The 12388-nt window shown below is 45.9% G+C and carries 15 protein-coding genes; 11 read left to right on the forward strand and 4 right to left on the reverse strand.

Translation table 11 applies throughout. The features are described 5' to 3' along the window. The first annotated feature begins 166 nt into the window (after positions 1–166). From cobT to btuD, 7 genes are all read left to right on the forward strand, one after another. On the forward strand, positions 167–1195 hold the full coding sequence (cobT, locus tag AACQ75_RS05370) for a nicotinate-nucleotide--dimethylbenzimidazole phosphoribosyltransferase (RefSeq protein ID WP_170888344.1): 1029 nt from the start codon (positions 167–169) through the stop codon (positions 1193–1195). After that, on the forward strand, positions 1195–1995 hold the full coding sequence (locus AACQ75_RS05375; RefSeq protein ID WP_170888345.1) for an adenosylcobinamide-GDP ribazoletransferase: 801 nt from the start codon (positions 1195–1197) through the stop codon (positions 1993–1995). The genes cobT and AACQ75_RS05375 overlap by 1 nt, the downstream gene beginning before the upstream one ends. Then, positions 1995–2579 (forward strand): bifunctional adenosylcobinamide kinase/adenosylcobinamide-phosphate guanylyltransferase, encoded by a 585-nt coding sequence (gene cobU / locus AACQ75_RS05380; protein WP_170888346.1) that lies wholly within the window; start codon positions 1995–1997, stop codon positions 2577–2579. Before AACQ75_RS05375 ends, cobU begins: the two co-directional genes overlap by 1 nt. Then, on the forward strand, positions 2576–3178 hold the full coding sequence (locus tag AACQ75_RS05385; RefSeq protein WP_170888347.1) for a histidine phosphatase family protein: 603 nt from the start codon (positions 2576–2578) through the stop codon (positions 3176–3178). Before cobU ends, AACQ75_RS05385 begins: the two co-directional genes overlap by 4 nt. A 222-nt stretch (positions 3179–3400) precedes the next feature. Next, complete coding sequence (locus AACQ75_RS05390) at positions 3401–4429, forward strand: succinylglutamate desuccinylase (RefSeq protein ID WP_170888348.1); 1029 nt, start codon at positions 3401–3403, stop codon at positions 4427–4429. A gap of 138 nt (positions 4430–4567) precedes the next feature. Continuing rightward, entirely contained in the window at positions 4568–5563 is a 996-nt protein-coding gene (btuC, locus tag AACQ75_RS05395) for a vitamin B12 ABC transporter permease BtuC (RefSeq protein WP_029388300.1), read from the forward strand. After that, on the forward strand, positions 5550–6305 hold the full coding sequence (btuD, locus tag AACQ75_RS05400) for a vitamin B12 ABC transporter ATP-binding protein BtuD (RefSeq protein ID WP_017044830.1): 756 nt from the start codon (positions 5550–5552) through the stop codon (positions 6303–6305). The genes btuC and btuD overlap by 14 nt, the downstream gene beginning before the upstream one ends. Positions 6306–6534: 229 nt before the next feature. Here btuD and AACQ75_RS05405 read toward each other — a convergent pair whose 3' ends face one another. From AACQ75_RS05405 to AACQ75_RS05415, 3 genes are all read right to left on the reverse strand, one after another. Continuing rightward, complete coding sequence (locus AACQ75_RS05405; RefSeq protein ID WP_010318603.1) at positions 6535–7110, reverse strand: nucleoside triphosphate pyrophosphohydrolase family protein; 576 nt, start codon at positions 7108–7110, stop codon at positions 6535–6537. A gap of 143 nt (positions 7111–7253) precedes the next feature. Beyond that, positions 7254–7820, reverse strand: coding sequence for a DUF1415 domain-containing protein (locus tag AACQ75_RS05410; RefSeq protein WP_026027360.1), 567 nt, complete (start codon positions 7818–7820; stop codon positions 7254–7256). A 69-nt stretch (positions 7821–7889) separates the two neighbouring features. Further along, entirely contained in the window at positions 7890–9104 is a 1215-nt protein-coding gene (locus AACQ75_RS05415; RefSeq protein WP_013856650.1) for an MFS transporter, read from the reverse strand. A 154-nt stretch (positions 9105–9258) separates the two neighbouring features. Here AACQ75_RS05415 and AACQ75_RS05420 point away from each other — a divergent pair, with 154 nt between their 5' ends. Continuing rightward, a complete protein-coding gene (locus tag AACQ75_RS05420; RefSeq protein ID WP_026027359.1) occupies positions 9259–10128 on the forward strand; it encodes a LysR family transcriptional regulator in 870 nt (289 codons plus the stop codon). Between the two features lie 23 nt (positions 10129–10151). On the opposite strand, the gene AACQ75_RS05425 is transcribed toward AACQ75_RS05420, so the two are convergent. Continuing rightward, complete coding sequence (locus AACQ75_RS05425) at positions 10152–10379, reverse strand: glutaredoxin family protein (protein WP_010318599.1); 228 nt, start codon at positions 10377–10379, stop codon at positions 10152–10154. A gap of 165 nt (positions 10380–10544) precedes the next feature. On the opposite strand from AACQ75_RS05425, the gene AACQ75_RS05430 reads away from it, so the two are divergent. From AACQ75_RS05430 to AACQ75_RS05440, 3 genes are all read left to right on the forward strand, one after another. Beyond that, positions 10545–11048, forward strand: a complete 504-nt coding sequence (locus AACQ75_RS05430) for a M48 metallopeptidase family protein (RefSeq protein ID WP_094132971.1) — start codon at positions 10545–10547, stop codon at positions 11046–11048. After that, positions 11048–12082 (forward strand): 23S rRNA (adenine(1618)-N(6))-methyltransferase RlmF, encoded by a 1035-nt coding sequence (gene rlmF / locus AACQ75_RS05435; protein WP_170888349.1) that lies wholly within the window; start codon positions 11048–11050, stop codon positions 12080–12082. The genes AACQ75_RS05430 and rlmF overlap by 1 nt, the downstream gene beginning before the upstream one ends. A gap of 62 nt (positions 12083–12144) precedes the next feature. Further along, positions 12145–12366: a hypothetical protein gene (locus AACQ75_RS05440; protein ID WP_017044824.1), complete on the forward strand. Its 222-nt coding sequence runs from the start codon at positions 12145–12147 to the stop codon at positions 12364–12366. Positions 12367–12388 lie beyond the last annotated feature (22 nt).

Here is a 12388-nt window from a genome sequence, read left to right on the forward strand (position 1 = left end):
CCTTTGTGGGCGTGTCTGTTTGACAATAGTGCCCATATAAACCTAAAAACGCCTCCTGATTTTATAGAAAACAGGGGGTGTTTTTTTAGGCTCAAATAGGCAAAACCTAGCCGATACTAGCGAATACGAGTAAACTCTTCTCTTTTCATGGAAGAGCCCAGAAGCAATGTTAAAACAAGATCATAGCCAAGCAATACAACAAAGAATCGATCAAAAAACCAAACCGTTAGGAGCGCTGGGCCAACTTGAGTCATTAGCACACCAGCTCGCCTTAATCCAAAGTCAAAATCAGCCTCAGCCCACTCAGCAGATCACCATTCATAAGCCTACAGTACTGATCTTTGCTGGCGATCACGGCATTGCAGATGAAGGCATTAGCATTGCGCCAAGCGCGGTGACTCAGCAAATGGTGCTTAACTTTCTGGCGGGTGGTGCGGCCATCAACTGTTTTTGTCGCAGCAATCAAGTCGAGATGAAAGTGATAGATTGCGGGATCTTACTCCCTGTAGAAAGCGACAATCCGCACTTTTTTGTGCAGCGCTTAGGTAACCGAACGGAGAACTTTGCTCGCCAAGCGGCGATGTCTGTAGAGCAAGTGAAGCAAGGGCTACTGCTAGGCAATCAGGCCGTGCAGCAGGTGATCCGTGCGGAGTCCAATATAGTGATGTTTGGTGAAATGGGCATTGGCAATACCAGTAGCGCTTCTGCGATATTAGCAGCGCTTTCTAAACATTCTGTTGAGCAGTGCGTTGGTTACGGCACTGGCATTTCAACACAGCAATATCAGAAAAAAATACAGTTGGTGAAGCAAGGCGTAACACGCTGCCGTGGTTTGGATCCAGAAACGGTCCTTGCGGAAGTAGGCGGCTTTGAAATTGTGCAAATGGTCGGAGCATTTTTAGGCGCTTACCAGCAGCAAACGCCGATTCTGGTGGATGGATTTATCGTCACGGTAGCCGCGTATGTGGCCACACTTATTGAACCAGATTGCCGCGAGTTGATGATTTTTGCTCATCAGTCCCATGAATCGGGCCATCAACGCGTACTGGAACTGTTAAACGCGACACCACTGCTTAATTTAGGGTTGAGGTTGGGTGAGGGAACGGGTGCTGTATTAGCCGTACCTTTGGTCAAAGCGGCCGCCGAGTTTTACAACACCATGGCCAGTTTTGCCGACGCAGGAGTGACAGTGTAATGCTGCGCGTTTTCGCTTATCAATTAGAGCTGTTCTGGTTGGCGTTGAGTTTTTTCTCGCGCCTTCCTATTTCTAACAATACGCCCTATTGCAGTGAACGAATGAACCGATCTGGGCGCTATTTTTCCTTGGTTGGTCTATTACTCGGCGCGATCTGCGGTGCCATCTACAGTGTGCTGATCCTGATTTTACCAAACGAGGTAAGCATCGCACTGACGATGGTGGTTAGTTTGCTATTAACAGGGGCGTTTCATGAAGATGGCTTAACTGACATGGCGGACGGCATTGGCGGAGGAATGACGGCTGAGCGCCGTTTGAGCATCATGAAAGATAGCCGGATTGGCACTTATGGTGCGGCCAGTTTAGTGATGGCGCTACTGTGTAAGTTTCTCTTTTTAGAGGCGCTACTTGGTTATGGCAACGTATTAATGGTGTGGGTACTAGGCTACAGTTTTAGCCGTGCGATAGCGGCATCGTTGATTTTCGATATGCCGTATGTAAGCGATCTCGATAGCAGCAAAAGTAAGCCGCTAGCCAATAAACAAACCCTTCCAGAGCTCATTTTTCTACTGCTGTGCGGCTTAGCGCCTGCGTTATGGTTTGGTTGGCAGGTAAGCTTAAGTTTGGTATTGGTTGCTGTAGTTTTTCGTATTTTCTTCAAAGCTTGGTTGATGGCGCGTATTGGTGGCTTCACGGGTGATTGCCTTGGCGCTGCACAACAGATTATGGAACTGCTGATCTATCTGCTGCTTATTGTATTCGCTGGGTTGGGTTATTTGAGCATGGGAATGATTGAATAATGGTGCATTTGATTTTGGGTGGCGCGCGTAGCGGTAAGTCTTGTTTCGCTGAACAGGCCGCAAAGCAAGAACACCAAGCCCTGTTAATGCGGCTGCCGCAGGCTCAGCTTAACTATGTTGCCACCGCGATTGCGTTTGATGATGAAATGCAGGCAAGGATTGCTCACCACCAGCAGCAAAGAACGTCGGAATGGCAAGAGCACGAATGCCCTGAACAACTGCCTGAGTTAATTGCCACTTTTTCGGCACATGATGTGGTATTGGTGGACTGCTTAACGCTGTGGCTGAATAACGTTATCTACAACCATGGCCAGCAAGCTCACGAAGCGGAGATAAAAAAGCGAGTCGAGCAACTCTGTTTTGCCGTTGAGCAAACGCCCGCCACTTTGGTTATCGTCGCTAACGAAGTGGGCCTTGGCGTGATCCCTATGGGGGAGGTTTCGCGCTTATTTGTCGATGACGCGGGCTGGCTTAACCAAGCGCTAGCCAAGTTAGCAACCCGAGTGAGCTTTATTGCGGCGGGCTTACCGATTGTTTTAAAAGACACTGCTCTAAACGACATCGCTTTAAAAGGCTCACTATGATCAATCTCTATTTGATGCGCCACGGTAAAACCGTCGGTCGGCCTGCGCTCAATGGTAAAACAGATGTGCTCGTTGAAGCGCATCGGCAAGAGCAGATCGCTCACACTTTGCTGAGATCCCCTTACTCCTTCTCAAACATCATTACTTCGCCGCTACGCCGTTGCCATGATTTAGCGCAGCAACTGGTTTTACAGCAGCCGAAATTGGATTACCAAATTGAGCCTGATTTCCAAGAAATGGATTTTGGTGACGTCGATGGCGTGGCCTTTGATGAACTGCAATCGATGTGGCCAGTAGTGGAAACTTTGTGGATCAATCCGGCCCAACATCAACTACCGAATGCAGAAAACTTAGCCGATTTTCATCAGCGTGTAACTCGTGCTTGGGAGGCTCAGATTAAAGAGATTAAGCAAGACACTTTAGTTATTGCCCATGGTGGAACAATCAGAATGATACTTGCCTATGTTCTAGGCACTGACTGGCAAAACCAATATTGGTATAGTGTGTTGAATATCGACTATCAATCATTAACTCATATCCAAATAGGAAAAGATAATGCTAAGAATGTGAGTGTGAAGAGCATCGGAATTCAAATTTAGCACCGGGTGAGCATGCAGTAGAGTATGGAGTAACTATCAGATTTAATGATAGAATTCCCGGCAATTAACGCCGGCCTCTGGTTAAGAGTATTTTGTATAAGGTATTGAGACGATCGTTGATGAGTTAAGTTTACCCTTATCCATCTTGATTAGTGGGATCGCCTCAACATAAATTGCTTCTACAATTCATTAACATACCGCTGTGCAATAAAGGAGTAACGCATGACGAAGTCCCTTTTCCGCCAATCTTTCCTATTTGATAGTTTGGATTTAGACCAAGAAATGGTCACTGGCGAAATCAAAACGGCAGCTGGTATTACGCTTAAAGTGCTCTCGCGTGGAGTGCTTGAAGTGATCCCCGCTCATCTTAACGATGAGAGTAAGCACATCATTATTTCTTGCGGTATTCATGGTGACGAAACTGCGCCACTGGAATTAGTAAATAAGCTGGTGGATGATATTCAGTCAGGTTTTCAAGCGGTCCAACACCGCTGCTTATTTATTGTGGCTCATCCTCAGGCGACGAATCAACATACCCGTTTCGTGCAAGAAAATTTGAACCGTTTATTTGATGATAAAAAGGGCAATACCTCCCTAGAAAGAGAGATTGCACAGCATCTAAAACAGACAGTGAAAGACTTTTTCGAACACACTGCTGAGCAAAACCGGTGGCATCTTGATTTGCACTGTGCGATTCGTCACTCCAAACATTATTCGTTTGCCGTCAGCCCCAAATCTCGCCATCCTGTTCGCAGCCGCGCACTGATGGCATTGATTGAAAGTGCGCATATCGAAGCGGTGCTGCTTTCAAATTCACCATCGAGTACCTTCAGTTGGCACAGTGCAGAGAATTTTGCCGCGCAAGCTTTAACGCTTGAGCTGGGGCAAGTCGCACCTCTTGGTCAAAACAACCTAGAGCGATTAGTCGCGTTTGACTTAGCCATGCGCGATTTGGTAGCCAATGCGACACCTGAACACTTGCCAAGAAAGCCAACCATTTATCGTGTCAGCCGTACCATCGTCCGTTTGCATGACGATTTTGATTTCATGTTTGATGATAACGTCGAAAACTTCACCGCGTTTAAACATGGTGAGGTATTTGGTCATGATGGTGAAAAGCCACTCATGGCGAAAAATGAAGATGAAGCGATCGTATTTCCTAACCGAAAAGTGGCATTAGGTCAGCGCGCCGCGTTAATGGTGTGCAAAGTGGCGACACGCTATGAAGACGATCAATTGGTATACGATTAACCGATGGTACTTTTGCCTGTTAATCTTTTGACCTGTTAACGAGGTTAACAGGCGATTGCTTTGGTATATCACTTTCTATTTAAATGGCTTAACGGTAAGGTTAGGCCATTATTGTTTCTCTTACTTACATATAAGCGCATGACGTTCAATCAGTTACTCTTAAAAAAACAGCGTCGCTGGCATTACGCCCTCTACGCTATGCTGGCATTGTTGATTACGATGAGTGCGTTTTATTTGATGGTGGGTGAACTCTTTATCAGCCCATTTCACACTTGGTCACCACTGGAATGGCAGTTAGTGACTGAACTTCGTGCTCCTCGTCTGCTCTCTGCCGTCATCATTGGTGCTTCACTAGCCGTATCAGGCGCGGCGCTGCAAGTGTTATTAGGGAATGTTTTGGCAGAGCCGGGCGTGCTTGGTATTTCTGGTGGCGCCAGTGTGGCGATGGTAGTGGTGCTGTTTTTCTTCCCTGCTTTGGCCTCACCTGAAATTTTCATGCTTTGTGCCGTAGCCGGTGCGATGGTGTTTACTCTTTTACTGGTCAGCATGGCTAAAGCGATGCGTTTAAGTACAACCCGCTTACTGCTGGTCGGTGTGGCGCTGGGTATTTTATCTGGTGCTGTGGTGACATGGGCGTTTTATTTCAGTAATGATCTCAGTTTAAGGCAACTGGTTTACTGGTTGATGGGCAGTATTGGTGGTGCAAGCTGGTATCAACATACGCTTTCATTAGCTGCGCTTCCGGTGATCATCTGGCTTGCTCTGCAAGGAAAAACGTTAGACAAACTGATGCTGGGCGAAACTCATGCAAAGCAGTTAGGTGTGGATGTACATCGACTACGTTGGAAATTGATTTTTGCCGTATCGCTGCTGGTAGGAGCTGCGGTGGCATTGGGCGGTGTGATCAGTTTTGTTGGGTTGGTTGTTCCGCATTTATTGCGCTTGGCGTTTGGTTCTGAAAACCGCTACCTTTTACCTATGTCGGCTCTGTTCGGCGCACTTTTACTGGTCTGCGCGGATACCGTTGCCAGAACGGCGCTTAATGCTGCTGAGCTTCCACTTGGTGTCGTCACTACCACCATTGGTGCGCCGATTTTTATTTGGATGTTGTTGAAAAACCATGATTCACGTTAATAGCCTGCAGGTTTCATCACGCTTATTGCCACTCTCTTTTACTTGCCAAGCGGGAGAGGTGCTGCATGTTATTGGGCCTAATGGCAGCGGAAAAAGCACTTTACTGTCGGCGTTAGCTGGCGTGACAGAGAGCCAAGGTGAGGTCTACATTGGTGATCTTCAGCTTTCAAGCGCATCGTTAGAGGCGCTGTCACTGCACCGAGCTTATTTGTCGCAAAACGACAAGCCTGTTTTTAATGTCGATGTTTATCAATATCTTGCCTTAGCGATCCCCAGTTGCGCCGATTTACATTCTCAGGCTGTTAATCAAGCCGTGGTTCATCTCACTCAACGATTGAATATTCAAGACAAATTGCATCGATCCATTCACCAACTGTCAGGCGGCGAATGGCAACGTGTCCGCTTGGCCGGTATTTGCTTGCAAATTTGGCCAACCTTAAACCCTTACGCGCAGTTATTGATATTAGATGAACCTGCGGCGCCTCTTGATATTGCTCAAGAAGGGTTGCTTTATCGTTTGATTGAAGAGGTTGCACAGCAAGGGATAGCGGTAGTAATGGCCAATCACGATCTCAATCGAACATTGCGCCATGCCGATCGCGCTCTGTTACTGCAAGATGGCGTATTGCAAAGTTCCGGCTCGGTTGAACAAGTATTAGAGAGCCAAGCGTTAAGTGCAGCGTTTCAGACTCAGGTGAAGCAGGTTGTTGTTGAAGGAAAGCCTTACCTTATCTTTGATTAAAAGCACAACTGTCGTGCAGTCAGCACACTTTTAGCGCATCAATGTGCTGGAGATATAATAGTAAAAATAATAAGTCTATTAAAAACAATTGGTTAGATTTTATACAAAAGTTGGCACGCCAATCGCCTTAATAGAATCGATACATTCTCGTTCTTGTTAGGCTTTTTATAAGTCTCTTAACCACCTTGCTCCCACAAGGTGGTTTTTTTTTATCTGAGTCTTTGCAAGGTTATTGCGTCAATGAAGCAAGGTCAGCAGGACGGTAATAGACTGATTTGAGCACTTTACCTTGGCGAATCGTTTTGCCTTCAGAGACAAAATCTTGTGCGCATTTAGCAATAATGTAGTCGCCTTTTTGTACGGCCATCAGCTCAATACCTTGCTCAGCATAGTAGGCTTGGGTATCGGCATACTCTTTTTCATTGCGACATACTTTACTCATGTTCGAGCTGTGTACTTCATCCCAGCATGGAATAAATTCGATGCCACGATTTACGGCAACATTGAGCAGAAGATCAATCAAATAGCTGATCGCTAAGTTGTCACTCACTTGGCTATGTCCAAGGTGGACTAAACGACCCATCAAAACATACACAGTATCGATGATCGCATCCGCTTGTTCCGTTTTATTGTCAGCTTCAGCAAGTTCAGTCAACTCTTCAATCGCGAGCGAAGTATGCAACGTGTCAGCTTTATCGTTTAAGCTGCTGGCATCAGCAACGGGGAGATCAAAGGTGCTACGAAACTCGGTAATATCGCGGTAAAGATGATCGTAAATCTCTTGAGTAAGCTTGGATAAATGCATTATCTCGGTCCATTGGTTTGGTTAACAGGGATTGTGACGCGTAGTAACAAATTGATAGTAATAAACTGATAGTAAGAAAATGGATAGTAACAAACTGATGGCAAAGCTGCGACCCATGCCATCAGTTTGGTTAAAGAGCAGGGTTACTTATTGAGAAACAAATAAGGAAACAGTTGGCGGCGTTCTTGGTCACTTAGAGCACTAACACGAGCGATATTGGTATCGGGAATCGCTTCTGGGTTAGGGTAGTGCTTGAGTACTTTTTCCATGCTCTCTTCGCGAATAAGATGGAAAATCGGGTACGGCGAACGGTTAGTTAGGTTTTCGTCATCTTCGGGGCGTGTGCCGCCAAAACAGTAGTGAGGGTGAAAGGTAGCGACTTGGAAGATGCCTTGCCAATCTTGTTGCGTAATTAATGCTTCGACCCAATCGATAAAAAAGTTGTACTCAAAAAAATCTTCGAGCATGTTTGGCACCACCACTAAGGTGGTCTCAAGAGACTGTGCCGAGCTGCCTTCTAACTCTAGCAATTGTTGCAAAATGTCTTGCAGCAATTGTTCTTCAGTATCGGCTTCACTGACGAAAATTTTGATCTGTTGGTTACGTTGTGGTTTTGCGGCGAAAGGGCAGAGATTTAAGCCAATCACCACATCGTTAAGCCACTGTTCGACTTCAGTTGTGATGGCGGTTTTATTTATCGTTACGCTCATAGTGCTTATTAAAATAGTCAATTTGGCGCAAGCATAACATGAGTCTTTTGATAAAGTGAGTGGATAACACTACTTGATCAATTCATGCAGCGGTTTGCGGTGCGCAAGGGCGCGGTCATCATGGCGCAATTTCCAACAGAGAAAAAACATCGCCACATACAACACCATTCCACCCGAAACCACCACCGCCCAACCGCCATTTTGCCAGCAATAGAGTAAGAAAAACCCGCCAAGGCTGCCACCTACATAGTAATGAACCAAATATAGAGCGGTCGCGGTTGCTTTTGCGCTGCTGGCCTTTTGGCTCACCCATGAATAGGCGAGCGTATGAGTAAAAAACGCGCCGAAACTGATCAACATTAAACCGATCAGCATAAACGGGATCGATTCAACCAAGGCTAGCCACATCCCCGATAAACTGAGCAAGGCTCCCAACATCATGCCCGAAATGGCATTGTAGCGTTTTGTCCAGTTGGCGGTCAGTTTCGAGCTGAGTGTTCCCGCCAAATAACATAGGAAGATCAATGATGCTAAGCCAATCGGTAGCGAATAGGGTTCGGCGACAAGCCGAAAGCCCATCACTGAGTAGAGATTAACAAACAGCGCGAAGTTAGTACCACCAATCAGCATCGCTAGCCACAGTGTGCGGTTAGAAAGATGTTTTACCAGCGCACGATTGTGGTGAAAGAACAAGCCTCGTTGCGGCGTGAAATTGCGTTGAATGGGCAGTAACCACAGCACAATGATGGCGCATACGAAAGTGAGTATGGCAATCACAATCACGGCTTGTTGCCAGCCAAAGGCATCGGTCAATATACCGCCTAAAATTCGGCCGCTAATACCACCTAATGAATTCGCAGCAATATAACCGCCAATCGCTTGGCTAAATGCTTGAGGCGAAAGCTCCTCAGCCATGTAAGCCACGGCAACCGAAGCAAAGGCGGCCAATGCGACGCCCATCAGTGCACGTGTTAAAACCAGCACCCATAGCTGTTGGCTGATCAACATTAAGCTGCCGATTAATGGCATCATGAATAGCCCTAATAACATCACTTTGCGGCGGCCAAAGGATTCAGAGCTGATTGCCCAAGGGACTAAACTGACGGAGAGTGCGAGGGTTGATGCGGCAAATAACCAGTTAATTTGGGTTTCCGAAACCGCAAAATGCGTAGCAAGGTAGGGCAACATTGGCTGAAAAAGATAGAGATTACAAAAGACTAAGAACGAGCCGAGCGCAAGTCCCCAAGTGACTTTTCGGTATTCTTTACTGCCAATTTCGATCATGATTACGCTTCACTTACGTTATGTATCTGTGATCACAGTAGCAGTGGCTTGGTGATTAATAAAATATATTAAAAATATCGTCGTGATATATAAAATATATCTCAACCTCGTTGGACGAATCTCGCTTCGTTTGATTCTGTGGAACCATAAAGCTATGGATACTCGCCATCTAAAACATTTTTCGGCTGTGGTTCAGTGCGGCAGCTTTACTTTAGCAGCCCAGCAACTGCACATTGCGCAGCCAGCGCTTAGTATTTCGATTAAAAAATTTGAGCAGCAATTAGGGGTTGTTTTGCTAAAAAGAGATGAGCGAAAAGTGACGCTGACCCATGAAGGGCAAGTGTTATATGAACACGCCACTCGTATTTTGCAGCAACTTGAAGATGCACAATTGGCGATGGATGAGCTTAAAGGGCTCGTCAAAGGCGAAGTGAGGCTCGGCGCGCCGAGCATGATGGGATCCTATTTCTTTCCAGAAATTGTAATGGCTTTTAAAAGTCACTTTCCCTTGCTAAAAATGACGGTGATAGAAGCGGGAACTCAGTCGATTAGAAAAATGTTGCTCAGTGGTGAGCTAGATATTGGCGTGATCCTCAATCATGATCTTCCTCCGGATTTAGAGGTTGATCCCCTCTTATCATCGCAAATGGTGGCGGTAGTGGGGAAAGAACATGAGTTAGCACAACGAGAATCGATAGATTTTAAGACCTTTTTTGAGCATGAATTGGTAATGTTTAAGCCCGGTTATTTCCACCGCGACTTCATTGATAAAGTGTGTAAAGAGCATAAGCTCAGCGCACATTTCTCTTTTGAAACCAATCTGTTGCCAATGATTTTAAGTATTGTCAAACATGAGTACGCAGTGACTGCGTTATTAGAGCTTGTAACGGAGCATGAACCGGATGTACGAGCGATCCCTTTTGAACCGCCAGTCTGGTTAGATTTAGCCCTCGCATGGCGCAAAGAGGGCTATTTGTCTAATGCCGACCGTACTTTTATTGAATTTGTGAAACAGTACGTGTGAAAGGGGCTATGTGTATCGTTCGATTAACTTTGATAGATTTTTTCAAAGTTGTTTGGGTTCCAGCCAATCATAATTCGATCACCAATTTTTAAAGCCGGTACACTGCGCGCGCCGATCGCATCCAGTTCCTTCCGGCCGCGTTGCATTTTTGCGTTACATAAGCGGTAGGGGATCTGTTTGGCGTCAAGATAGCGCTGAGCATCTTTACAGTGCGGGCATTTATCTTTGACGTAGAGCACAATACGTTTCATCCAATTCACTCATTAACCGAACATAAAGGGCGGCAAGTTTACCCACCGAGGCGCTGAGTTTCAACTCTCTCGGATGCGAAGCCTTGCTCCTTGTGATTGGAAAGATGAAACGCAGGCTTGATTCAGTTACACTTAGCGCCTTTTTTATGAGTCAGTTGCTGGGCTATGCATCCATCTTTTCGTTACATACAAAACTATCCGCCTCATCTCGTTTCACAAGTTGAACAGTTGATCACGGCCGGTAAATTCGTTAGCTGGTTTGAGCAACGCTACCCACAGCGCCATTCGATTCAAAGTGAAAAAGCGTTGTTTAACTACGCGATTGATCTCAAAAATCAATACATGAAGAAAACGGCGCCGATCAGTAAAGTGGTGTACGACAATAAAATCCACATTATCAATAACGCACTAGGGTTGCACAGTTATGTTGCCAAAGTGCATGGTGGGAAAATCAAATCTAGAAATGAGATCCGCATAGCGAGCATGTTTAAAGAAGCACCGGAGCCGCTGTTGCGCATGCTAGTGGTACATGAGCTGGCTCACATCAAAGAGAAAGAGCACAACAAGGCTTTTTATCAACTGTGTTGCCATATGGAACCGAATTATCATCAGCTCGAGTTTGATGCACGATTGTTTATGATGTATCTCGATTTAAAAGAGGAGCAGTAATGTCAGCCAAAGCGAAGTCGCAGAAAAGCCAACCTGAAGCGAGCCATAAAAAACCTGCGTTAAAAGCAAAGCAGGGGTTACATCCTCGTAATCAGCATCAAGGACAATACGATTTCCCCGCGCTGATTAATACACTGCCTGCTTTGAAGCCCTTTGTTATTCGCAACCCGAGTGGTGAACCGAGCATCAATTTCTCCGATGCGATGGCGGTGAAAATGCTCAACAAAGCGTTATTGGCACATCATTATCATGTGACCCATTGGGATATTCCCGCTGGGTATTTGTGCCCGCCGATCCCCGGTCGAGCTGATTATATTCATCGCGTGGCCGATCTGCTGCTAGATGAGTGCTCAGCAATCAAGCATGAAAAGGTTCAAGCACTTGATATTGGGGTCGGAGCGAACTGTATTTATCCGATAGTGGGCGTGGCAGAGTACGGCTGGCGCTATGTTGGTAGCGATATTGATCCTATCTCTATTAAATCCGCCAATCTGGTGGTTAATGGTAATGCTTCGCTCAATGGGCGTATTGAATGCCGTTTGCAGAGCGATGCAAAACATATTTTTAAGCAGATTATTCAAGAAAATGAGCGTTACGATCTCACCACGTGCAACCCGCCTTTCCACGCGTCACAAGTAGAGGCGCAGCAAGGCAGCGAACGTAAGTTGAAAAATTTACAGCGTAATCGAGTCAAAAAAGGTCAAGAAATTGCGGGGCAAGACGCTAACAGAAGTAAGGCGATCACGCTCAACTTTGGTGGACAAAAAGCTGAGTTATGGTGCCCCGGTGGTGAAGCTGCTTTTATTAAAAACATGGCCTCTGAAAGTCAACACTACGCTCAGCAAGTGCTGTGGTTCACCACATTGATCTCTAAAAAAGAGAATGTACGTTGGATGCAAAAACAGTTAGATAAAGTGGGTGCTGCAGTGGTGAAGGTTGTTGAAATGCAACAAGGGCAAAAAGTGAGTCGATTCATCGCATGGAGTTTCCAAAATGACAGTCAACGCAAACAATGGTTAGCGGCAAAGTGCTAGGCTGACTTCGTTGATTGACTATATTGGTCAGTGAGTTGAGATAGCAATAGAAGGAGTAAGGTATGGACTTTGACCTTTATTTACCTTGCCAACCTGACTGGATCTGCCAGCCCTTCGCTTATCTGTTTGCCTTGCTTACGATGATTGGACTTGGGTTTTTTATTCGTATTATCTATCGCGAATATCAAAAAATTCAGCGCGCTCAGAAAGTCAGACGTCTTCGCCGTATCCACTATCGTGATCGTCCTGGTGGCAAAGACGGTAGACCCACCAATATCAAATAACCCTTGCCCTAGTAATACGATG

Source organism: Vibrio sp. B1-2 (genome assembly GCF_963888445.1).
GTDB lineage: Bacteria > Pseudomonadota > Gammaproteobacteria > Enterobacterales > Vibrionaceae > Vibrio > Vibrio anguillarum.

Coding starts and splice junctions, on each gene's coding strand:
- AACQ75_RS05410 (WP_026027360.1), bottom strand. CDS start 7,820: ATGAGCGTAACGATAAATAAAACCGCCATCACAACTGAAGTCGAACAG.
- AACQ75_RS05405 (WP_010318603.1), bottom strand. CDS start 7,110: ATGCATTTATCCAAGCTTACTCAAGAGATTTACGATCATCTTTACCGC.
- AACQ75_RS05375 (WP_170888345.1), top strand. CDS start 1,195: ATGCTGCGCGTTTTCGCTTATCAATTAGAGCTGTTCTGGTTGGCGTTG.
- cobT (WP_170888344.1), top strand. CDS start 167: ATGTTAAAACAAGATCATAGCCAAGCAATACAACAAAGAATCGATCAA.
- AACQ75_RS05425 (WP_010318599.1), bottom strand. CDS start 10,379: ATGAAACGTATTGTGCTCTACGTCAAAGATAAATGCCCGCACTGTAAA.
- btuD (WP_017044830.1), top strand. CDS start 5,550: ATGATTCACGTTAATAGCCTGCAGGTTTCATCACGCTTATTGCCACTC.
- AACQ75_RS05415 (WP_013856650.1), bottom strand. CDS start 9,104: ATGATCGAAATTGGCAGTAAAGAATACCGAAAAGTCACTTGGGGACTT.
- cobU (WP_170888346.1), top strand. CDS start 1,995: ATGGTGCATTTGATTTTGGGTGGCGCGCGTAGCGGTAAGTCTTGTTTC.
- rlmF (WP_170888349.1), top strand. CDS start 11,048: ATGTCAGCCAAAGCGAAGTCGCAGAAAAGCCAACCTGAAGCGAGCCAT.
- AACQ75_RS05440 (WP_017044824.1), top strand. CDS start 12,145: ATGGACTTTGACCTTTATTTACCTTGCCAACCTGACTGGATCTGCCAG.
- AACQ75_RS05430 (WP_094132971.1), top strand. CDS start 10,545: ATGCATCCATCTTTTCGTTACATACAAAACTATCCGCCTCATCTCGTT.
- AACQ75_RS05385 (WP_170888347.1), top strand. CDS start 2,576: ATGATCAATCTCTATTTGATGCGCCACGGTAAAACCGTCGGTCGGCCT.
- AACQ75_RS05390 (WP_170888348.1), top strand. CDS start 3,401: ATGACGAAGTCCCTTTTCCGCCAATCTTTCCTATTTGATAGTTTGGAT.
- AACQ75_RS05420 (WP_026027359.1), top strand. CDS start 9,259: ATGGATACTCGCCATCTAAAACATTTTTCGGCTGTGGTTCAGTGCGGC.
- btuC (WP_029388300.1), top strand. CDS start 4,568: ATGACGTTCAATCAGTTACTCTTAAAAAAACAGCGTCGCTGGCATTAC.